Below are 21,885 nucleotides of genomic sequence, written 5' to 3' on the forward strand. Positions count from 1 at the left end.
CATTTTGTACGTTTTCAGATCGTGGATTGCCTGTCAACGCGTTGAATCGTACATTGTTTGCGGAAACCGTGTGTGATATCGGGCAGGGTATGTATTGATTAGGGGAGCCGGCCTTGGCCGAAATGAGCGATTTCAAAGCGATGCCACCTGTGGGCACTGATCCAATCGGGGCATCCAGCGAGGGCGCCTCGCTTTATGAACTCATCAGGGAAGACATCATTGAGGGACGGCTCGCCGCCAATGAACGGCTTGTGGTTACCGATCTCGCCCGGCGTCACGGCACCTCGACCAACCCCGTGCGCGAGGCCCTGCAACTCTTGCGCGGGGAGGGTTTTGTCACCTTTCTCCCCAACCGCGGCGCGCGCGTCCGACCCATAGACCAGGATTTTGTCCGGGATATCTATGAAATCGGTGTTCTGATTGAGCCGGCCCTGACGCGATGGTTTGTGAATATGGCCACCGGCGAGGACATCGCCGAACTCGAACGTCTCCAAGGCCTGATTGAAGAGAACAACTTCGCCGACACCTTCAGGCACAGTGAGCTTGATACCGCTTTCCACACCGTGATGTACCAGCGGCACTATAACCGCCATGCCGCCGAACTTTGGTGGAAGCATCGCGAAGTGCTACGAGCCGTCAGCCGGCGTTTCAATTTCACGCTCGCGCGGCGTGCCGCGATCATTCGCGAGCACCGCGAACTCATCGCGCACGTAAAAGCGGGAGAAGCCGACAAGGCGGCCGAACTCGTTTCCCGCCATGTCGAGGGTTCCGGCCGGCATATTCTCGAACAGATGCGTGCGCGGAACGCCGCTCGGGCCGGATAGGAACGAAGGTCCAGTCTCGAACATCGTTAGCCTGACCATTTCAGATAAAGGAATTGAGATGAAAATCACGAGCATTCGGCCATGGCTGATCAAGTCCGATGCTTCTTATTGGGGAGAGTTCCTGTTCGTCGAAGTGACGACCAACGAGGGGGTGAGTGGCTGGGGAGAGATCACCACCACTACAAAGCTCGCCAACCGCGCTCTCTGCACGATCCTGCGGCAGATCGGTGTCGCCGTGACAGGCGAGGATCCAGCGCGTATCGAGCATCTCTGGCACAAGATTTTTCGCAGCTTCACCTACATGGGCAGCCGCGGCGCCGCCGTCGAATGCGTGAGCGCCATCGATATAGCCCTCTGGGATATCCGGGGCAAAGTCCTCGGTAAGCCGATTTACGAGCTGCTGGGCGGACCAGTACGCGATGAAATCGCGCTCTACACCCATCCCAACCAGGCCAAATTCACCAGCAAGGAGGCTGTGGTCCGCGAAATTCTAGACATCGTCGAGTCCGGACACACCGCGCTCAAGTTCGATCCGTACCCCCACCAGGGCCGCAGCGCCGATGGCCTCCCCCGCGAACAGCGGGACGGCTACCTCGATGGCAGCATGACCCGCAAGGACGAGCGCGAAGCCGCCGAGCTCACGGCCCTGATCCGCGAAACGGCGGGGCCCGATGTAGACATTCTCATCGATGCGCATGGCCGCTTCGACGTTCCCACCGCCATTCGCCTCTGTCGGAGCCTCGAGGAAGCCGGCCAGATCGATTGGTTTGAGGAGCCCTGCCCGCCCGAGAGCCTCAACGCCCTCAAGCAGGTGCGTGAAAAGGTCAGTGCCGCCATCTCGTGGGGCGAGCGCGGCCACACGAAGTGGGATTTCGTGCCGGTACTCGAGAACAGGCTCGCTGACTACATCATGCCGGACGTCACCTGGACTGGGGGCATTACCGAACTCAAGAAGATTTCTGCCCTATGCGAAGCCTACTACGTCCCGGTCTCGCCACATGACGCCGCGGGACCGATCAACGTGGTTGCGGGAGCGCAGGTGATGATGACCGTTCCTAACTTCTACAAGCTCGAAACGTCGGAGTGGAACCTGGGCAAATACGATCACCTCATCGACAGACCACTCGACAATTCGAACGGCAGCCTCAAGCTGACGTCGAAGCCTGGTCTCGGCATTGAGATGGACCGTGACTACCTGCAGGCCCACGAGATTGAGCTGGGCTAGCAACGCGCTATGCCGGCCCGGCGTGCGGGCGACAAGCCCCATCCACCAGAACGAGGATAAGTCATGGCAAAGACGGGTGGCGCCGACGAGGCGCTCAATCGGGTGAACGCGAACTCTAAGCCATCCCAGCTTCGCATCACCGACATGCGGGTAGCCGAAATCATCGGCGCGCCGTTCACCTCAACCCTGCTCAAGATTTACACCAACCAGGGCATCGTCGGCCTTGGCGAGGTGCGCGACGGCGCCAGCGCCACCTACGCGCTGATGCTGAAGAGCCGGCTGCTTGGCGAGAACCCCTGCAACATCGACCGCCTGTTCCGCCGGATCAAACAGTTCGGCGGACACGGCCGGCAAGGCGGCGGCGTCTCGGCGATCGAAATCGCGTTGTGGGATCTCGCCGGCAAGGCCTATGGCGTGCCCATCTACCAGATGCTCGGCGGCAGGTTTCGGGACAAGGTGCGCCTCTATTGCGATACCGACGCTACCGTGCCGAGCGGCACCGAGACCGGCAAGCGCCTCAAGCAGCGCATGGCGCTCGGCTTCACGTTCCTCAAGATGGATCTGGGCCTGATGCAGATCGCGGATGTACCCGGTGCGGTCGTGTCTCCTGCCGGCTCACTTGAAGGGTACCGCGTCCAGCCCGGCCGCGGCCCGGTCAAGACTCTTGAAGAGCGGCGCGCCCGCAACGCCGCCTACGATTTGCACAACGTCCCCCACCCGTTTACCGGCCTCCATTTTTCCGACAAGGGCCTCGACCTGCTTGAGCAGTACATTGCCGAGGTTCGCGACGTTATCGGCATGGATATTCCGCTCGCCATCGACCACGTCGGCCACATCTCGCTGCAGAACGGTATTCGCCTCGCCAGGCGGATTGAAAAATACGTGCCAGCCTGGCTCGAGGATGTGATCCCATGGCAGTACACCGAGCAGTACCGACAACTGCAGGACGCCACCACGGTGCCGATCTGCACCGGCGAGGACATCTACCTCAAGGAGGGCTTCGAACCTTTGCTCAAGAGCGGCGGCCTATCCGTTATCCACCCAGACCTGCTCACCAGCGGGGGCATTCTCGAGACCAAGAAGATCGGCGACATGGCGCAGGACCACGGCGTCGCTATGGCGATCCATATGGCAGAAAGTCCAATCGCCGCAATGGCAGCGGCACATGTCGCGACCGCGACCGAAAACTTCATGGCGCTCGAATACCACTCTGCCGATGTCGACTGGTGGGACGATATCGTCAACGGCGTTGCCAAGCCGCTCGTGAAAGACGGCTTTATCACTGTTCCTGACAAGCCGGGCCTGGGGATTGACGACGTCGTCGACGAGGTGATTTCGCAGCATCTGCAGCCGGGTGTCAGCGGCATCTGGCAGGCCACGGATCACTGGGACTACGAGTATTCCTGGGATCGCACCTGGAGCTGAGGCGAAAGACCCGAAGATGAAGATCACCGATCTCCGCTGTGCCGTCATCGGTAAACATCCCATCGTTCGTGTCGTCACCGACGAGGGCCTCTATGGCCTGGGCGAGGTCGAGTACACCAAGCCCTACCTCAAGCCCTGGGTCCTGCATTTTCGCGAGGCGCTGATCGGCGAGGACCCGACCGACGTCGAGCGCGTGATGCTGAAGATCCGCCAACGCGGCTCTTTCAAGCCCTATGGCGCGGCAGTAAGCGCTATCGAGCATGCGCTGTGGGACATTGCCGGCAAGGCCGCAGGCGTGCCGGCCTACAAACTGCTCGGCGGCAAGGTGCGCGACAAGGTGCGCGTCTACAACGGCTCGATCCGCCAGAAGCGCACAGGCGACCGGCCGGAGGATTACGCCGCTGACGTCAAATGGATGATGGAGCAGCCGCAGAACTTCTTCATGATCAAGCAAGGAATCTCGTTCCATTCCAACATGAAGGACACCATTGAGGGCTTCCATTACGGCGTGACGCAGAAGAAGGCCGGCTATCACGGTGCCATGGATCAAGGCGTGATCAGCGAGCGCGGTTTCAATCGCATGCTCGACTGCGTGATCGCGATGAAGGAAGTGCTGGGCGACAAGGTCAGCCTGGCGCTCGACTGCGGCCCCGGCTGGATGCTGCCCGATGCAATTAAGTTTGCTCGCGCGGTCGAGAAGTACAATTTGATGTGGCTCGAGGATATGCTGACTGGCGACTATGTGCCGTGGGTCAATCCGCAGGCCTATCGGGAGCTGACCACCTCCAGCTCGACGCCAATCCATACCGGCGAGCAGATCTACCTGCGCCATAATTTCAAGGAGCTGATCGAAACGCAGGCGGTCCGTATCATCGGTCCGGACCCGGCCGATATAGGTGGCATCGCCGAGCTGAAATGGGTAGCCGAGCACGCCCATATGCACTCGATCCTGATGGCGCCGCACGGCACGGCGAACGGCCTGCTCGGTCTCGGCGCGTTGATCAATGTCTGCGCCACCTTGCCCGCCAACTACATCGCCTTCGAATACCCGAGCGCCTCCGACCCCTGGTGGGAGGACCTCGTAATCGGCCTGCCGTCGCAGGTCGTGAAGGACAGCATGGTGGACCTGCTGGAAGCGCCGGGGCTGGGCCTCGATATCGACGCCGAAGCAGCCAGGAGGTATCTCAGGGAAGAGGATGCGGGCTTCTTCAATTGAACCATCCTTCTTGCTCCACCCTGCGCCACGTGGACCTCTTCACGCAAATTGGCATCCGGAATGACCGTTTCGGGCCGGTAGCGGACTGACAGCTTCGGGTCTCGAATCTTCAAGAGCGGACCTTCAGGTCGGCGCGAGCATCGTCGTGATCTGACCCGGAGCTGCCATTTGCCCCTCCTCAACGCGCGCCCTCTCTCACTGGCACCTGACGTTGCTATGGGCATAACGGCAAGGACGACTTAGCCTCCTGTTTGCGGTATAATGCTGACCAAACTTCCACCGCCTAGGGAGAAGGGCGTGGATATCGCGGCATGGCTGGCAAGCCTCGGACTGGGGGAATACGCCCCGGCCTTCCGCGACAATGACATCGATTTCGAGCTGCTGCCTAAGCTCACCACCGAGGACTTGACGGCCCTGGGCATTAGGTCCGTGGGGCATCGGCGCAAGCTGCTCAGCGCCATTTCGGCGCTCGCGGAGAATTCCTCCGCTCAGCCAGGGTCGACCCTGTCCACTCGTGAGGTGTTTGCGCAAGACGCCACCGACGACGACGTTGCAGCGCCACGAGCAGAGCGGCGGCAGCTCACCGTCATGTTCGTCGACCTCGTCGGCTCGACCGCGCTGTCGCAGCGACTCGATCCTGAGGACATGCGCGAGGTGATCCTCAGCTACCAGCAGGCCGTGTCGCGCGAGATCGCGCGCTACGAGGGACGGGTCGCCAAGCTCATGGGCGACGGCGTGCTCGCCTATTTCGGCTGGCCGCGGGCGCATGAGGACGACGCCGAGCGCGCCGTGCGCGCGGGTCTCGCGGCCGCGGCCGCGACCGGCCGACTGGGCGGCCCCGGCGGAGTGCCGCTCGCCGCGCGTGTCGGCATCGCCACCGGGCTGGTGATCGTCGGTGACCTGGTCGGCGAAGGCGCGGCGCAAGAGGACGCCGTGGTCGGCGACACGCCCAATCTTGCAGCCCGGCTGCAAGGCGTCGCCGAGCCGGATTCTATAGTGGTCGCGGAGGCTACGCAAAGGTTGGTCGCCGGACTGTTCACAGCGACCGATCTTGGTGAACGGGAGCTCAAAGGCTTCACCGCTCCAGTACGGTGCTGGCGCATCGTCGGCGAGACGGCGGCCGAGAGCCGCTTCGAAGCCCGGCACGCCGTGCTGACGCCTTTGGTCGGCCGGCACGAAGAGCTCGCCTTCCTAGCCGAACGGTGGCATCGCGCAACATCGGGACAAGGCCAGGTTCTCCTACTCACCGGCGAGGCTGGCATCGGCAAGTCTCGCTTGTTGGCCGCACTTGCCGCGCAGGTCGCCGCAGGGCCGCGTTCGGTACTGCGCTATTTCTGCTCGGCCCACTACACCAACAGCGCACTCCATCCGCTGATCTCGCATTTGGAAAGGGCGGCGGGCTTCGTGGGCGACGACAACGCCGACACGCGGTTCGACAAGCTCACGACGCTGCTTACCGGGATCGGCGCGGAGGCTGGCGAGGCCCTACCATTGCTGGCAACGCTGCTCTCGATCGATGCAAGCGGGCGTTATCGTCCGCCGAAGTTGCCGGCGCCGGCGCTCAGGGCGCGCACGCTCGCAGCCTTGACGCGGCTGGTCGAGGCGTCGGCGACGAACGCTCCAGTGCTCGTACTCGTCGAGGACGCCCATTGGATCGACCCCACGACGGCCGAATGGCTGGAAGCGCTCGTTGAGCGGCTCTCGGACCTGCCGGTCCTGCTGGTGGTCACGGCGCGGCCGGAATTCGAGCCGCGCTGGAGGGCGCTGTCGTGTGTCGACACGCTGCAACTGGGGCGGCTCGAACCATGCGATGGCACGGCGATCATGGAGCGGGTGGCGGGCGGCAAGAAGCTGCCGCGCCACATCGCGGACCGCATCCTTGCTAACACGGAGGGGGTGCCGCTGTTCGTCGAGGAGCTGACGAAGACCGTGCTCGATTCCGACCTATTGGTCGAGGCGGGCGATCGCTATTTGGCGATCGGGCCGCTGCCGGCGATCGCGATCCCGTCGACATTGCAGGACTCGCTGATGGCAAGACTCGACCGGCTGTCACCGGTGAAGGAGACGGCGCAGATCGCCGCCTGCATCGGCCGCGTTTTCCGGCACCGGCTGCTCGCCGCAGTGAGTGGCGCCGGCCGAGGCCGGCTCGACGATGCGCTCAGCCAGTTGGAACAGGCGGAGCTGCTGTTCCGCAGCGGCGCGGCGCCGGAGGCGACCTACACATTCAAGCACGCGCTGGTCTGCGACACGGCTTACCAGAGCCTGTTGAGAAGCCGGCGCCAGCAGATCCATGCGAAGATTGCCTCCGCGCTGGAAGCTGAGTTTGCCGACGTCGCCGAGACCGAACCTGAGACCGTGGCGCAGCACTATACGATCGCCGGACTGGTGGCTGAGGCCGCGTCGTGGTGGCTGAAAGCCGGGCAGCGGGCGATGACAAAATCTGCCAACCGCGAAGCCGCGGCGCACTTCGGCAAAGGACTCGAGCTCGTTGTGACTTTGCCCGCTTCCGAGGCCCGTCTCAGACAGGAGCTGTCACTCTGGACGGCAATGGGCTCGGCGCTCATCTCCACCAAGGGTTGGGGCGATCCCGAGGTCCTGCACTCTTTCTCGAAGGCACGGGAACTTGCCGAAAGGCTTGGCGATAAGACACAGCTGTTCGCCGCGGTCCGGGGCGAGAGCGCCTGCCGCACCATTTCGGGTCACCTGCGCGCCGCAAATGCGCTCGCCAACCAGTGCCTCACGCTCGGCATGGAACTCGCGCATGCTTCAGGCGATTCCGGCTACATGCTGGAAGCGCACCACCAGCTCTGGGGTGTCAACTTTTATCTCGGCAACTACAAGACCAGCGGGGTGCACGCCAGCCAGGGTATGGCCATCTACGACTACGAGAAGCATCGCCACCTAGCCTGGGGCTATACCGGGCATGATCCAGGCGTTTGCTGCCGGTCGTTCTCCGCACAGATGCTCTGCATTTGCGGCAAGCCGGATAGGGCGGTTCAGCAGTCAAGAGAAGCAGTCGCCCTCGCCGAGCGCGATTCGCACCCTGTTAGCCTGGCCCAAGCGCAGATGGCGCTCAGCGTCGTCCATCTCATGCGACGGGAGCCGCATGACGGGCGACTCTGGGCCGAAAAGGCGATCGCCGTATGCACCGAGTTCGCCATGCCCCTGCTGCTTGGGCAGGCTCGCGTGTTCTTCGGCTGGGCGCTCGGTGGTTTGGGGCAGTTGGACGAGGGCATTCGCCAGATGCGCGACGGGATCGCGGCGATCGCCGCGACCGGCGCCGACATGGGGATGGCTTACTACCTTTGCGCGCTCGCCCGCGCTTGCGGCGAGCGGGGCGAGGCAAGCGAAGGGCTTGCGCTGCTGGAGCAAGCGTTCGACACGCTCGCCAAGTCTGGCTCCAGCTACCAGCTGCCCGAACTGTTGAGCGCCAAAGGAGAGCTCCTATCGCGCCTGGACCAAGGCGACGATGCTATCGAAGGCTCGTTCCGGCAGTCGCTGGCCGCCGCCCGCGACCAAGGTGCGAGACTGGCCGAACTGAGGGCCGCGCTTCAGCTTGCCCGACTTTGGTCCGATCGCGGACACGAGAGCGAGGCGCGAGACCTGCTCGCACCCACATATGCGGCGTTCAACGAGGGTTTCGGCACTCCCGATCTGGTTGAGGCAAAGAGCCTGCTGCAGAAGTTTTCACATCATCCGGCGGCGCAGCCATAGGCAGCAACACCCAGGGAGGACAACCATGCTCAAACAAACGTGCTTTGGCCTGCTGGCCGGCGTAGTGCTAACGCTGGCCGGCACACCGGCTTCTGCCACCGAGCTCACGATCTTCTGGGCAGAATGGGATCCTGCCAATTATCTGCAAGAACTCGTTACCGAATATGAGAGGCAGACGGGCGTCAAGGTAACAGTCGAAACAACGGTTTGGCCTGGCTTTCAGACCAAAGCCTTCGCCGAATTCAATGCCAGGGGCGATGCGTATGATATGGTCGTTGGCGATTCGCAGTGGCTCGGCGCAGGCTCGACTGGCGGCCACTATGTCGACCTCTCCGACTTCTTCGCGAAGCACGATATCGCCGAGTTAATGGCTCCGGCCACGGTGAAGTTTTACTCCGAGTATCCTCGCGACAGCGGCAGATACTGGGCGGTCCCGCTCGAGGGCGACGCTATCGGTTGGGCCTATCGCAAAGACTGGTTCGAGGATCCGAAGGAAATGGCCGACTTCCGAGCGAAGTACGGCTACGATCTCGCCGTGCCGAACACGTTCAAAGAGATGCGCGACATCGCTGAGTTCTTCTACCGGCCTGACAAGAAGAGATATGGCATCGCGATTTACACCGACAACTCATACGATGGGTTGATCGGGGGCTTCGAAAGCGTGCTTTTCTCGTATGGCGGCGAGCTTGGCGACTATGCAACCTACGAGGTCGACGGTTTTATCAATTCCGACAGGGCCGTGGCCGCGCTCGAATTCTATCGGGAGCTGTACAAATTCACGCCTCCGGGCTGGGCCAACGCCAATTTCGGAGAGGAGAATCTGGCGATCACCGAAAGCCTGACCGCGATGAGCATGAACTATTTCGCGTTCTTCCCATCGCTTACCAACGAGGCTAGCAATCGGAATGCCACCAACACCGGCTTCTTCGCCAACCCGGCCGGACCGCAAGGCGATCAGTTCGCCCCCCTCGGGGGGCAGGGCATCTCGATCATCTCTTATTCGCAAAAGCAAGACGAAGCCCTCAAATTCCTCGAGTGGTTCATCAAGGATGAAACCCAGAAGAGGTGGGCGGAGCTCGGCGGCTACACCTGCAGTGCGGCTGTGCTGAAGTCGGATGCATTTCAGAACGCCACGCCGTACAACAGGGCCTTCTATGAGACCATGTTCAAGGTGAAGGACTTCTGGGCGGTCCCGGAGTACGCCGAATTACTGCAGCAGTTTAACCAGCGAGTCTATCCGTACGTGACGGGCGACCAAGGCACGGCCAGGGAGACGCTTGATGCCCTCGCCGCGGACTGGAACGCGACTTTCAAGAAGCACGGGCGCCAGTAGTCAGTGTGGTTATGGATGGGACGCATCGCGTTTCACACCGAACATCGTAGAGATGCCGAACGCCTGCTTTGCGAAGCAGAGCGGACCTTCTCGAGACGGCCGCATAACTTCGGCTTCTGGCGCGACGACGACCTCCAGCGTGGTCGCCCGCCATATCTACTTTCAGGAAGTAGCAAGGCTGATCTCTACGTCCGACATGCGGCGCATTGCGGACTTGGTGTTAGTTCCGGAGATCGGGTCAGCTATCTTCACTCTCCGCGCGCCATCTGTCACCGTGGCGTATCCGCTTGGCTGGATGCCGTGGGAGCTAGCGCTTCGTTGTCCGGGCAGTAAATGAGGGGCAGCTCTATGAACTATGACGATATCGACCTTAATCTGTTGCGAGTTTTCGATGTAATGATGCGTGAAAGAAGCGTAACGCGCGCAGCTGTCGAATTAGGCAGAACACAATCGGCCGTAAGCCACTCCTTATCAAAGCTTCGATATCTTTTGCAGGACGAATTGTTCACGAGAGACGGGGGAGAGATGCGGCCAACGGCTCGGGCAGTGGAGTTGCTGTCAGATATTTCTGCTGCCCTGGCAACGATTCGCGCCTCGATCGACCGGCATCAGGTGTTCAATCCAGCAACGACGCGACGCAACTTCCGCGTTGGACTTACTGATTATCACGCCATGATTTTCATCCCTGGGCTCATTCGAGAGTTTTCGAGGCAAGCACCCGGTGCCACGCTGAATGTCATTCCCGCAAATGGGCCGGAAATCGGTTCATCGGTCTATTTGAGGCAAGTTGACTGTGCACTGACAGGAGCGGCTATACGCGACGATCCGAATCTCTTGAAGGTCGAACTTGGCCAGGATCGGCTATTTTGCGCGGTGTGGAGTGGAAGCAAGATCGCCAGGAACGCCATGACGCTGGAAACTTATTTGGCCAGTTCTCACCTTCAGATTTCTGCAGATGGTCTAGCAGAAGGGCTCGCGGACGCCGCCCTCAACCAGCTTGGTCTACGGCGCAACGTCGTTGCTACCATCTCGAACTATCTAGTGCTTCCTTGGGCTTTGCGTGGCACTGAACTGATTACCCATTGCGGCGATGCCATTCTACAAATGCTGGATGAGAGAAGTGAGGTGAGCCTGGTCCCGCCGCCCCTTCCCATATCGAATGTCAATGCGTGGCTCATTGTTCATCGTCAGATGGCGAATGACCCGGGTACCAAGTGGCTCCGGGAAGTAATCGTCGGCATTTACGACGAGTCGCAGGCCAAGAAGCGCCAAAGACCCATCTTCGACCATCGGAATGCCGGATCAGCCGAAGACTAGCTGGTGAATGCGTTGTCGCCCATGGCGCACAACGGATCATGAATGGGATTCATTTTACTAATGAGAACATTCAATTTGACGAATAGTTCAGCTTAGGAGCACATTTGAGGACAACAAAAACAGGGGAATGCCGAAATGAGATCAATTCTTAAGGGTTTGATTGCCGTTGCCATGGCGTGTACTGCTTCCTCGGCGTGGTCCGCGACCATCGACAATGTCAAGAAAAATGGAATGCTAACGTGTGGCACAAATTCAGCCACCGCTGGCTTCAGCCTTCCAGACAATGAAGGCAAATGGACCGGATTTGTGGTCGATTATTGCCGCGCTGTGGCGGCCGCCGTGCTTGGCGACGCGCAAAAAGTCAAGTTCATCCCGTTGACGCCAAAAGATCGCTTTACCGCCTTGCAGTCGGGAGAGATCGACATCCTGGCGCACAACGCAACCTGGACATCGTCCCGCGACACGTCACTGGGCATACTGTTTGCTGGCACATACTTCTATGACGGCCAGGGGTTTATGGTGCGCCAGGCGGACAACGTGACGTCAGCGAAGGGACTCGATGGTGCCTCGATTTGCGTCACCCAAGGCACTACAACCGAGTTGAACCTTGCCGATTATTTTCGCTCGCAATCGATCAAATACACCACCGTTGGTTTCGCCGACGAGGAAGCTGTCGTGAAGGCATATGAGGAGGGACGTTGCGACGTCTTGTCCGCGGACACTTCCACCTTGAACGCGTCGCGATTGCGCATGGCGAAGCCGGGCGACAGCGTCGTGCTTCCCGAGTTGATCTCTAAGGAGCCGCTTGGCCCGGCGGTTCGGCAGGGTGACGATCAGTGGTTCAATGTGGCGAAGTGGACACTCTACGTCATGGTTGCGGCGGAAGAATTGGGGGTTACCTCGAAGAATATCGATGCAATGAAATCCTCGGACAATCCTAACATCCGTCGTCTGCTTGGAGTGGAAGGCGGCATCGGAAAAGACATCGGGCTCGGCGACAACTGGCCGGTTGAGGTGATCAAGCAGGTCGGCAACTACGGGGAAGTGTTTGATCGGAATGTCGGCAAGGACTCGCCGCTGAAAATGGAGCGTGGCATGAATGCGCTCTGGAACAAAGGCGGCATTCAGTACGCTCCGCCAATTCGCTAGATGCAGCATGGTCGCATGGCGCTGGCGCACTGATCGCGAGCGCCGTTGCGCTCATCCCACTAGGAACAGGGCCATGTCCGATTTGTCGCTGCCCGCGCAGTCGCGTAGGAGCCTATCTTTGCACGATAAAAAAGTGCGAGGCATTTTTTACCAGGTCTTGCTCGCTGGTAGCTTGTTGGCCTTGGCCTTAGGCATTGGCATCCAGACCGCATCGAATATGCGGGCGCGGGGGATTCCGCTCTCATTCGATTTTTGGAACGAGTCTGCTGGCTTTGACATCAATCAGACGCTGATACCGTACGATACGCTTTCCACCTACGGTCAGGCCTTCTGGGTGGGCGTGGTCAACACCCTTTACGTGAGCTTTCTCGCAATCCTGTTGGCGACCTTGCTTGGCTTTGTCGTCGGGATTGCCCGCCTATCACAGAACTGGATCGTCTCGAAGGTCGCAACCTCGTATGTCGAGGTTGTACGCAACGTCCCGTTATTGCTGCAGTTGCTCTTCTGGTACAACGCCGTCCTCAAGCCGTTGCCCCCACCGAAATCGTCGATCGCAATCCCCGGCGGCATTTACCTCAACAATCGCGGTCTCATCATTCCGGAGATCCAGTTGCATCCGGGGGCGGGGCTGGTGGGCCTGGCATTCGCGGCGGCTGTTTTCTGCTCTATTGCATTCTGGTTCTATGCGAAGCGTGTCCAGAGAGGTACTGGCAAGCAACTGCCGGTTTTTTTGGTCAGCCTCGCGGCGCTAGCAGGGTTTCCGCTGGTCATGTTTCTGGCGGCCGGCGAGCCGGTGTCGTTCATAACGCCGCACCTGCGTGGTTTCAATTTTCAAGGTGGGCACCAGCTCTATCCAGAGTTCGCCGCTCTTCTGATCGGTCTGTCGGTCTATACCGGATCTTACATCGCCGAGATTGTCCGAAGTGGAATCCAGGCAGTGCCAAAAGGCCAGACCGAGGCTGCGTATGCGCTCGGGCTTGCGCCGGGCAAGACACTTCGCCTGGTCATCGTTCCGCAGGCACTCCGTATCATCATACCGCCTCTAACAAGCCAGTACCTCAATTTGACCAAGAACTCGTCGCTCGCGGTGTTCATCGGATATCCCGACCTCGTTCAAATCTTTGCAGGGACGGTGCTCAACCAGACCGGGGCGGCGGTCCAAGTGATGGCGATCACGCTGTCCGTCTATCTCGCAATTTCCATTGTCACGTCGATGGCCATGAATGCCTTCAACCAACATTCTGCGATCGTCGAGAGGTGATGCATGAGCGATCAGTCTTTGCATACGCCAGTTGTAAACGTCGCGCTTATACCAGCGACGGCACCTCCGGCTGACGTGCGGCCGGGTCCAGTTACCTGGATCAAAGGGAATTTGTTCTCGACGCCTCTTTCAGGTGTGTTGACGATTTGCTTTGTCCTCCTTGCGGGCTGGCTGCTGCATCAGTTTCTGAGCTTTGCAATCTTCTACGCGGTCTGGAGCGGCGGCAGGGAGGCTTGCCGTGCGAACCCCGAAGGCGCTTGCTGGCCCTTCATCGCGGAGAAGTTCGACTATCTGCGATATGGCGCGTACCCGGTTTCCGAGCGATGGCGGGTGAATCTCACGCAGGCCGTTGGCGCCATGCTCATCGTTTGGCTCCTGTGGACGAAGGCTCCGCAGCGCAAAGTGGCGGCAGTTTTGTTTTTCATCGTCTACCCGGTTGCCGCGTTCGTTCTCTTGCGTGGCGCCGCATGGCTTAATTTGCCCGTCATCGATACGACTCTCTGGGGTGGTCTCCTGATCACTCTCCTCATGTCGATCGTTGGCATCGTTTTCTCGCTTCCGATCGGTGTCGTTCTGGCACTCGGACGCAGGTCGGAGCTCCCTATCATCAAGGCGGTTTGCGTCACATTCATCGAGGTCGTTCGGGGGGTGCCGTTTATCACGGTGCTGTTTATGGCTAACTTCATGATGCCGCTGTTCGTGCCGGACTACTTGACGCCTGATCGTCTCCTGCGCCCCCTCATCGCAATAGCGTTGTTCTCGTCAGCTTATATGGCCGAGGTTGTGCGGGCCGGTCTTCAGGCGATCCCGAAGGGTCAATACGAGGCGGCTGAGGCGCTTGGGATCAGCTACTTCAACATGATGCGCTTGATAGTCCTCCCCCAGGCGTTGACCATCGTCATACCGAGCATCGTCTCCACCTTCATCGGTCTGTTCAAAGACACGACTCTGGTCGCGATCGTCGGCATCGCAGACTTCTTGAAGGCCGTCGAAACGGCGCGCGTCGATCCGAACTGGGCAGGGCCGACGATCTCCTCAACCGGCTACCTCTTTGCGGGACTGGTCTACTGGGGTTTTTGCTTCGGCATGTCCCGCTACTCGCAGGCGATGGAGCGCCAGCTGGCGCGCGGCCACAAACGTTAGGAACCGACAATGATGCCAGTAATCCCCGATCGGAGAGGGCGCCGCAGTTTCTGACGCAAATCCTGAAATAACGACGGCCGCAGAAGCAAAGCGGCCGCAGCCGTTGCAACCATTTTCCAAGGTGTTTTAGCAAATGGCATGTGCAGACACGCCTAAATCGACGATTGCGCAAAGACATGTCGCGCGAGTGGACTTCGACCAAATCCACGACCGCCAGCAATTCGGATCCGTCAAATGGGCCAATCAGTGGGATGAGTTCTCCCCCCGGGTCGAGGGCGAAGACCTGCTGTCCCTATGGACAGCGGATATGGATTTTCGTGCCCCGGAAGCTGTGATCGCGCGGCTGCGCGAAGCGGCGGACCATGGCATTTATGGTTACACCCGTCGCGACCCGCGCCACTACGAGATCGTGCAATCGTGGTTCGCGCGCCGACACAACTGGTCGCCGGTGCTGGAAACCCTGCTTCCTGCGCCAGCAATCATGCCGTCAGTAGCTGCAATACTCCGGACCTTCACGAAGCCCGGTGACGGCGTCATTGTGCAGTCGCCCGTGTACTCACCCTATTTCGAAGTGATTCAGGGAAATGGGCGAGTCCTGCTTACGAATCGGCTGAGACTTCAAAACAACGAATATGAGCTTGACCTTGAGGATTTCGAGAGACTGGCCGCCAGCGGCGCCAAGGCATTTCTACTCTGCAATCCTCACAATCCTGCCGGAAGGGCCTGGACGCAGGAAGAATTGGGGGCGCTGAACGATATTTGCGAGCGCTATGGGATTTTGGTTATATCCGACGACATTCACTGCGACATAAGGTTGTCAGATCGACCCCACATCGTCTTCTCCTGCATCTCAGACGATGCGGCGGAGAAGTCGTTCATCTGCACGGCTCCGACGAAGACCTTCAACCTAGCCGGGGTTCCTTCGGCAACGATTTCGGTAGCGAACAAAAAGCGTCGCAACGAGCTCCTTGTCGCAATGCAGGCGTCGTTCATGGTGAATGCGAACTTTTTCGGTCGCCTGGCATTGGAGGTCGCTTACAGCACGGGCGCACCATGGCTCGACCAACTCACGAGCTACATCGCCAGCAACATTGATCTCGTTTGCGAATTCGCTACTGAACACCTTCCCGGCATTACCCCTATAAGGCCCGACGCATCGTTTCTGGTGTGGTTGGATGCCCGCGCGCTCGATCTCAAAGTGGGCGGAATCCAGAAGTTCTTTGTCAATCGTGCCGGGGTTAATTTGTACGACGGCCGCGTATATGGGCCCGGTGGCGAAGGGTTCATTCGCCTCAACGTCGGCTGTCCGCGCTCGCTGTTACTTCAGGGGCTGGAACGCATGTCTGCGGCGCTGACAATAAGCTCTTGAACCGGGCGGCAGCCCGTGGGGATAGCAGGTTCTTGCTCGGGATCAGGTGCAACCCGTTTGCCGCGCCTCATGCGCCACCGTAGCGTCCGCTTTTGGCGCCATGACCTCGACCAGCGGTCGCCCGCGATGTCAGCTTTCAGGAAACTGCAAAGCTGCTCTATACAACCGAGATTGGTCAATACTTCCGGTTGCTGAACGGGAACATTGCGCCAGCAGCTGCCTCACCCGAGAGCTATAAATAGTCGCGGACAAACGTGCCCGCGCTGTGAAGAGCGCGCCAACCGGCACTCAATCCTGCATTCCAAACCGGCCAGGCGTGAATCATATGCGGCCAAATTTCGAGACGTACCTTGACGTCAGCCGCGCCAGCGGCTGCCGCGAGCCGAGTTGCGTCCGACAACAGCGTCTCGGCCGAACCGACTTGTATCAGCATTGGGGGAAATCCGCTCAGATCGGCGAACAACGGCGAGATCCGGGGATCGCGCCGGCCAACGACATGGGAGGCATAGGCGGTCGCCAGTTCCTCCAAATACGCCCGGTGGATGATAGGGTCGATCGCGTCCTTAGTTGATAGTGTCGCGCCGGACATCGAAAGGTCCGTCCAGGGCGAAACCAGCCAAAGACATCGCGGCAACCGCTCCCCTGCCGCGCACAATATACTGACCAAGCACAGGGTGAGGTTGCCGCCCGCACTGTCTCCGCCAACCACGATGCGATCCGGCGCGATCCCTTGCCGGCTCAGAAAGCGCCATGCGGTGAGTGCGTCTTCATGTTGCGCAGGGAAAGGATGTTCCGGTGCGCGTCGATAGTCGATCGCGAGGGTGCGCATTCCCATTGCTCGACCTGCCTCGGTCACCATTCGACGATGACTTTTGAGAGAGCCGGAGCAGTAGCCACCACCGTGGAAAAAGAGCAGAACCTTATCCCTGTCACTCTCAGGCGCTAGGGACCACTCGCCCTCGAGGCCATCGAAAACCACATCCTCGCATAGGATGTCGTCCGCAATCGGCCACACCGAACCAACCTCATCGATCCGTGCCCGGCGTTCGTCCCAGCCCACCGGTCGTGGCTTTGACGTCAACAAGCTGCGGATGGCGTTGATCTCCGTCAGATCGAGGTGTTCATCCACATCGCTCATTTTGCTTTCCTACCCCATCAAGCATAGAAAACCGGCGGACCGCAGCAGCCACATGTCATCCATAAAGCGCAATGCCAGCGCTGGGAGTTTTTCGTTGCAATTGCGGCATGGCGAATACACGGACGACAGGTCGCCCATAAACCCGCTCGTCATCTTTTAGCACTGACCCACCCCCCGCACATGGTCGAATATTCCATCTGCTGTTTGGCCGCTCTACGACCCCTTATCGGACCAAGATCATCCTAGTTACTGGCGCCTGCAGCGGGCTCGGGCGCAACACCGCACTCAGCATCGGACGCTGCGGCGGTGACGTGTTCTCACCTACCATAGCCGGAGCGAGGACGCTTGGGCCGTCGTCGCGGGGACAGGCAACGGGTTGCAGGGCGGAGCGTCTGCTCCTTAGAGCGGACCTGCTGTCTCGGCCAGCGCATCTGCCTGGTGAACATCTGCCTCCGATGATGCATCGAGACCAGGCGCACGGATCAAGCCGACGAATTCTCATTGAGCGGAACGGATAGGGCGCAAGCTTGCGTTGCATGGCGAGGACCCGCGGAGCGTCAGTCCGTTATGCGAATGGCACCGGGTGGAAAGATATCATAGCTCGATGTTCCGGGGCTGATCCGTAGTCCATCCAATGGGCGCGTTGGGTCAGAAATCAGTACACTTGATCGACCGTTTTGGGCAGAGCCTTGCCGCTGCAAAGGCAGGGCAGAGAAGAGTCAAGATAACGCATTGAGGTTCGGGCGCGGCTGGGAATAGCCGAGGCTCCAGTCACCTCAGGACGTCGAGAAGCGCCTTGGCCTCTTGGACGTCTGGTGTCTCAAAGCCCTCGCTGAACCAGGCATGCACGGGCGCGAGCAGATCGCTGGCCTCGGCGTGCTTGCCCTGATGGCGCCAGAGGCGAGCAAGATCGGTGGCAGCACGTAATTCCCAGGACTTCGCGGATTGACGCCGGGCGATTTGGATCGCGCGCTGGAACGCTGCGATCGCCTCGTCTGGTCTGCCGCCGTCGGGAAGAACTGCGACAAGCTGGCCTCGCAATCGATGCAGTTCAGCGTCCGGCCAACACTGCCCCGTCCGTTCGTCCGCCGCCAGAGCCTCGTCCAATGCGCCGAGCCCCCGTCGCACGTCCCCTGAGAGTGCGCAAGCCTCGCCAAGCAGGCCTAGAAAGAAGGGGCGCATCCACTCCGCGCCACTGCTCGTCCACTGCGCGAGCCCACTCTGGATCGCTGCAACGCCGGCTTCTGCCTGGCCTTGGCGGGCAATGGCCCAGCCTTTGACCACCGTCGCACCTGCGGTCCACAGATCAAATTTCTGCTCCCGGGCCAACTCCAGTAATGCTTCCGAGTGTTCCGCGGCTGATCCCGCGGTGCGGCCATAAGCACTCGCCATCGCGCTGTACATCAGCGCAAATCCCAGCGTGTTCTTGTGGCCAACACGGTGCGCCAAGCTCAGTGCGTCGGCTTGCCGGCCAGCTGCCTGATCGGGATAGCCAAGTAGCCACAGCACCCAATTGAGGTGCGATAGCGCTGCAACTCCGAGATCCTGGCCAAAAGTAAAAGCAGTCGAGCCCTGCCGCTCTCGATCGTAAAGCTCGACGGCTTGCTCGCGGTGCTCGCGGGCGACAAGCAATTCGCCCATCATCTCGTTGGTTGCACCGCAAACCCGGTGCGCGACGCACAATCGCTCGGGATCGCGGTGCTGCTCGGCTAATGCTAGAGTCTGTTCGGCCAGCGCGTTTTGCTCGCGTAAAGCCATCCGGACGTATTGGACAGCCCAGTACTCATACAGCACGGGAAATTGTTGCTGGATGTCGCCAACGGCCTCAACCAAGTCCCGGGCACGGGCGAAAGCCGCGGCGGTCTCCGGCGCAGCGTAGCCGTAGCGGGCGATGCATGCTTGGCCGAGCATCGTCTGGAGATGCAGCTCGCGCTCTGCTTGAGCGCCGCTTTCGGGCAAGCTTCGCACGAGGTCGATGCTCTTGGTGAGATGGCCTATGGCCTCCGCAGCGGCCGAGCGCCGGAACGCGTGCTCGCCTGCCAGCTGCCAATATTCCGCGGCACGCTCTGCCAAACCCGCTTGGGTGAAGTGATGGGCGAGCAGTTCGGGTTGGGTCTCGACCGCCTCCGACCACCGCTCTTCCAGCACTGTAGCAATGCTGGCATGCAGCTTCCGTTGTGTGCTACGCAAGAGGCTCGCGTAGGCGGCGTCTTGAACGAGTAAGTGGCTTCGGGCGGCGTGCCGCGGCGGAACGCGAGACCGCAACTTAAGAGTTCGTCCAATCGTTGCGCCAATGCCACGTCGGGAAGTCCCGCCACCGCGGCCAGCAGCTCATGGCCGAACTCTCGGCCGATTACCGCACCGGTCTGCGCAACCTGTTTTGCGACTGGCAGCCGATCCAGCCGCGCCATAAGGGAGCCCTGTAAGGTGCTGGGCACTGGAAGCGCAGAGTCAAGGACACCGCGCTGGCTGGCCCGCTCGAGCACGGCCTTGGTCAATTCTTCGATGAAAAGAGGCACACCGTCGGTCTCCGCCACAATGCGCTCCAGCATCCCGATCGGCAGCGTCTGGCCGAAGACCACCTGGCTTGCGAGCATCGCTGCCTGGCGATCGCTGAGACGGCTCAGCGCAATCAAGATCACGCCGGATTGGCCGACCCAAGGCGCTTGAAACTCTGGCCGGAAAGAGATTACCACCAGCGCCGGCAGCGAGGCTAAGCGCATGATCAACTTGTCAAGCAACTCAAGCGAGCTTGGGTCGGCCCAATGGGCGTCCTCGAACAGCATCAGCAGGGGGGACCGGCGGGCCCTTTCGTCGAGAATCTGCTGCAAGGCTCTGAACGTCTGTTCCTTCTTGCGCTCCGGGCTGAGCGCTAGTGGTGGATACCGCTCTCCACCTGGCACGCCGAGCATCTCGGCAATGAGCGTCAGCTCTTCGGCGGTGGCGCCGAGGGGGAGTAGCAGGGCTTCCAGCTTGTCGAGCCGTACGTCCGCCGGCTCGCCGCGCACAAAGCCTGCCTCATTCCTCCACCGTGCGATGATAGGCTGCAGTGCGCTGTCGTGGTGGTGCGGCGAGCAGAAGTACTTAAGTTTTAGATGCGCCTCCCCGGCCACGCGCTCCTCAAGCGCAGCGATCAGGCGGGACTTGCCGATGCCGGGCTCACCGGAGATGAGCACCACCTGCCCTTCGCCGTCCTTTGCGTGCCGCCAGCGACGCAGCAGCAGGTCGAGTTCGTCATCGCGCCCGACCAGCGGCGCGAGGGAGGCGGTGTGCATTGCCTCGAAGCGGCTCTGAACCGCAGCCTCGCCCAGCACTTGCCAGGCGCCCACGCGGCCAGACAGGCCCTTTAGATTGAGCGCGCCAAGTTCGCGGCACTCGAACAATCCGCCGATGCGCCGCCGTGTTTCTGCGTCAATCACTGCACAGCCGGGAGTAGCGCGCGATTGTAGTCGCGCGGCGATGTTTGGAGTCTCACCTATCACCGTCTGCTCTTGTGCAGCGCCGGCGCCCAGCAAGTCGCCCACTACGGCGAGGCCGGTGGCTATGCCGATGCGCGCGGCCAACCGTTCACCGGCTGGCGCGGCCTGGCCGACCGCCTGTAGCGCAGCCAAGGCGGCACGCACGGCACGCTCGGCATCAGTCTCGTCACCATGTGGCCAGCCGAAATAGACCAGTACCCCGTCACCCATGTACTTCTCGACGAAGCCGCCCAGGCGGCCAACAGCCTCCGCCACGCAGCGGTGGTAGCTCCCGATGACCTCACGCATGTCCTCTGGGTCGAGGCGGCTGGCGAGCGCCGTCGAGCGACGAGGTCGACGAACATCACAGTGAGCTGCCGCCGCTCAGCCTCGGGAAACGGCAGGGCGGTCCCGGAGAAGGCCGTGGGTGCCACCGCGGGAGGGCTGGGCGCCTGAACTAAGCCAGCACGCAGGGCCGCGATGGCGGCGAGCAGCTTACGGCGGTGACCGATTGAGGTGATGCCGAGCCCGCTCAGATCGTCGGCTGTGAGGTCGGCGACGACCTCTGCATCGATGTCGTTCTCGCGGAACGCTTGTTCGTACTGTCCCAGGCCGAGATCACGCAGCCATGCGCTGATGTCCATGGGCTCCCCCGGCTTCGTCGTTTCGGATCGCCAGGTTCTTCAGCCTACCGCAAAACGGCAGGGAATGCGCGCGGAAACCTCACGAGCCGACTGCGGCGAAGGGCAGCTTCTGGGCGTTATCCGGCGTGATCCCCGCCGCTCATCATCATCAATGTTTCTTGGCAGGAACTCCGCACTCGCCCATGCCGCCGCGTCCAGTGGGGCGATCGCGGCACCGTCCGCAGAGCCTGGCGGACGCCCTATTCCATTGCCGACCACTGTCAAAAAAGCCTGTTAACCAAATTTTTTACCCGCCGATGCTTATTCGCGAGACTGAAGGGTGAGGTGATCATGTGTGATTCAAACATAACCCCGTTTCCGCTGCATCGGCGGCGAAAATTGGTTCAAGGTATCGCCCGGGTCCTGGAATCGAAGAACGGGGAGGACGCGAATGCCTTCTGGCGCAGCACCGCCAAGACAATTCTCATTCAACTGTCCGAATCAGGAATTGCACCGGGGCTGGCCAAACAGGAAGTTGGAACGCTTCTTCACGCTGTCTTAGGCGATATAGCCACCCGCAGTGCTGCGAAACTTGCAGAATAGAATCGGCTCAGGACGAGGGATTGCCGCGTGGAGACAGGATGCGCAGCATTCAAAGAATGCGATGGTGAAATTCTGGCTGAGGGAACG

At 60.6% G+C, this 21,885-nt stretch carries 15 protein-coding genes and 1 pseudogene; 12 read left to right on the forward strand and 4 right to left on the reverse strand.

Annotated features, from left to right (window positions below; genetic code table 11):
• Positions 1-113: 113 nt before the first annotated feature.
• From ACWTU8_RS18825 to ACWTU8_RS18875, 11 genes are all read left to right on the forward strand, one after another.
• Complete coding sequence (locus tag ACWTU8_RS18825) at positions 114-824, forward strand: GntR family transcriptional regulator (RefSeq protein ID WP_455849356.1); 711 nt, start codon at positions 114-116, stop codon at positions 822-824.
• Between the two features lie 58 nt (positions 825-882).
• Positions 883-2,049, forward strand: a complete 1,167-nt coding sequence (locus ACWTU8_RS18830; protein WP_287091694.1) for a mandelate racemase/muconate lactonizing enzyme family protein — start codon at positions 883-885, stop codon at positions 2,047-2,049.
• 63 nt (positions 2,050-2,112) lie between these two features.
• Positions 2,113-3,474 (forward strand): mandelate racemase/muconate lactonizing enzyme family protein, encoded by a 1,362-nt coding sequence (locus tag ACWTU8_RS18835; RefSeq protein WP_455849357.1) that lies wholly within the window; start codon positions 2,113-2,115, stop codon positions 3,472-3,474.
• A 16-nt stretch (positions 3,475-3,490) separates the two neighbouring features.
• On the forward strand, positions 3,491-4,690 hold the full coding sequence (locus tag ACWTU8_RS18840) for a mandelate racemase/muconate lactonizing enzyme family protein (protein ID WP_455849358.1): 1,200 nt from the start codon (positions 3,491-3,493) through the stop codon (positions 4,688-4,690).
• Between the two features lie 297 nt (positions 4,691-4,987).
• The gene (locus tag ACWTU8_RS18845; protein WP_455849359.1) at positions 4,988-8,404 is read left to right on the forward strand and encodes an AAA family ATPase; all 3,417 of its coding nucleotides are present in this window, start codon (positions 4,988-4,990) and stop codon (positions 8,402-8,404) included.
• A gap of 25 nt (positions 8,405-8,429) precedes the next feature.
• Positions 8,430-9,737 carry an ABC transporter substrate-binding protein gene (locus ACWTU8_RS18850; RefSeq protein ID WP_455849360.1) on the forward strand — a complete coding sequence of 436 codons (1,308 nt, stop codon included), beginning with the start codon at positions 8,430-8,432 and terminating at the stop codon, positions 9,735-9,737.
• Between the two features lie 348 nt (positions 9,738-10,085).
• Entirely contained in the window at positions 10,086-11,054 is a 969-nt protein-coding gene (locus tag ACWTU8_RS18855; RefSeq protein ID WP_455849361.1) for a LysR family transcriptional regulator, read from the forward strand.
• A gap of 135 nt (positions 11,055-11,189) precedes the next feature.
• Positions 11,190-12,203: an amino acid ABC transporter substrate-binding protein gene (locus ACWTU8_RS18860; RefSeq protein ID WP_455849362.1), complete on the forward strand. Its 1,014-nt coding sequence runs from the start codon at positions 11,190-11,192 to the stop codon at positions 12,201-12,203.
• A gap of 73 nt (positions 12,204-12,276) precedes the next feature.
• Positions 12,277-13,464, forward strand: a complete 1,188-nt coding sequence (locus ACWTU8_RS18865) for an amino acid ABC transporter permease (protein WP_455849363.1) — start codon at positions 12,277-12,279, stop codon at positions 13,462-13,464.
• A gap of 3 nt (positions 13,465-13,467) precedes the next feature.
• Positions 13,468-14,607: an amino acid ABC transporter permease gene (locus tag ACWTU8_RS18870; protein WP_455849364.1), complete on the forward strand. Its 1,140-nt coding sequence runs from the start codon at positions 13,468-13,470 to the stop codon at positions 14,605-14,607.
• A gap of 187 nt (positions 14,608-14,794) precedes the next feature.
• Positions 14,795-15,976 carry a MalY/PatB family protein gene (locus ACWTU8_RS18875; RefSeq protein ID WP_455849365.1) on the forward strand — a complete coding sequence of 394 codons (1,182 nt, stop codon included), beginning with the start codon at positions 14,795-14,797 and terminating at the stop codon, positions 15,974-15,976.
• Between the two features lie 232 nt (positions 15,977-16,208).
• Here the strand turns inward: ACWTU8_RS18875 and ACWTU8_RS18880 are convergent, their stop codons facing one another.
• The 4 genes and pseudogenes from ACWTU8_RS18880 to ACWTU8_RS18895 all read right to left on the reverse strand — a co-directional run.
• Entirely contained in the window at positions 16,209-17,114 is a 906-nt protein-coding gene (locus ACWTU8_RS18880; protein WP_455849366.1) for an alpha/beta hydrolase, read from the reverse strand.
• A 771-nt stretch (positions 17,115-17,885) separates the two neighbouring features.
• Positions 17,886-19,187: a tetratricopeptide repeat protein gene (locus ACWTU8_RS18885; protein WP_455849367.1), complete on the reverse strand. Its 1,302-nt coding sequence runs from the start codon at positions 19,185-19,187 to the stop codon at positions 17,886-17,888.
• Complete coding sequence (locus ACWTU8_RS18890; protein ID WP_455849368.1) at positions 19,109-20,881, reverse strand: AAA family ATPase; 1,773 nt, start codon at positions 20,879-20,881, stop codon at positions 19,109-19,111. Before ACWTU8_RS18890 ends, ACWTU8_RS18885 begins: the two co-directional genes overlap by 79 nt.
• 218 nt (positions 20,882-21,099) lie before the next feature.
• Positions 21,100-21,216: pseudogene (locus tag ACWTU8_RS18895) on the reverse strand (SAM domain-containing protein); the annotation flags it as partial.
• Between the two features lie 330 nt (positions 21,217-21,546).
• On the opposite strand from ACWTU8_RS18895, the gene ACWTU8_RS18900 reads away from it, so the two are divergent.
• Positions 21,547-21,798 carry a DUF6074 family protein gene (locus ACWTU8_RS18900; RefSeq protein ID WP_455849369.1) on the forward strand — a complete coding sequence of 84 codons (252 nt, stop codon included), beginning with the start codon at positions 21,547-21,549 and terminating at the stop codon, positions 21,796-21,798.
• The last annotated feature ends 87 nt before the right edge of the window (positions 21,799-21,885 follow it).

This window comes from Mesorhizobium sp. BHbdii, assembly GCF_053848045.1.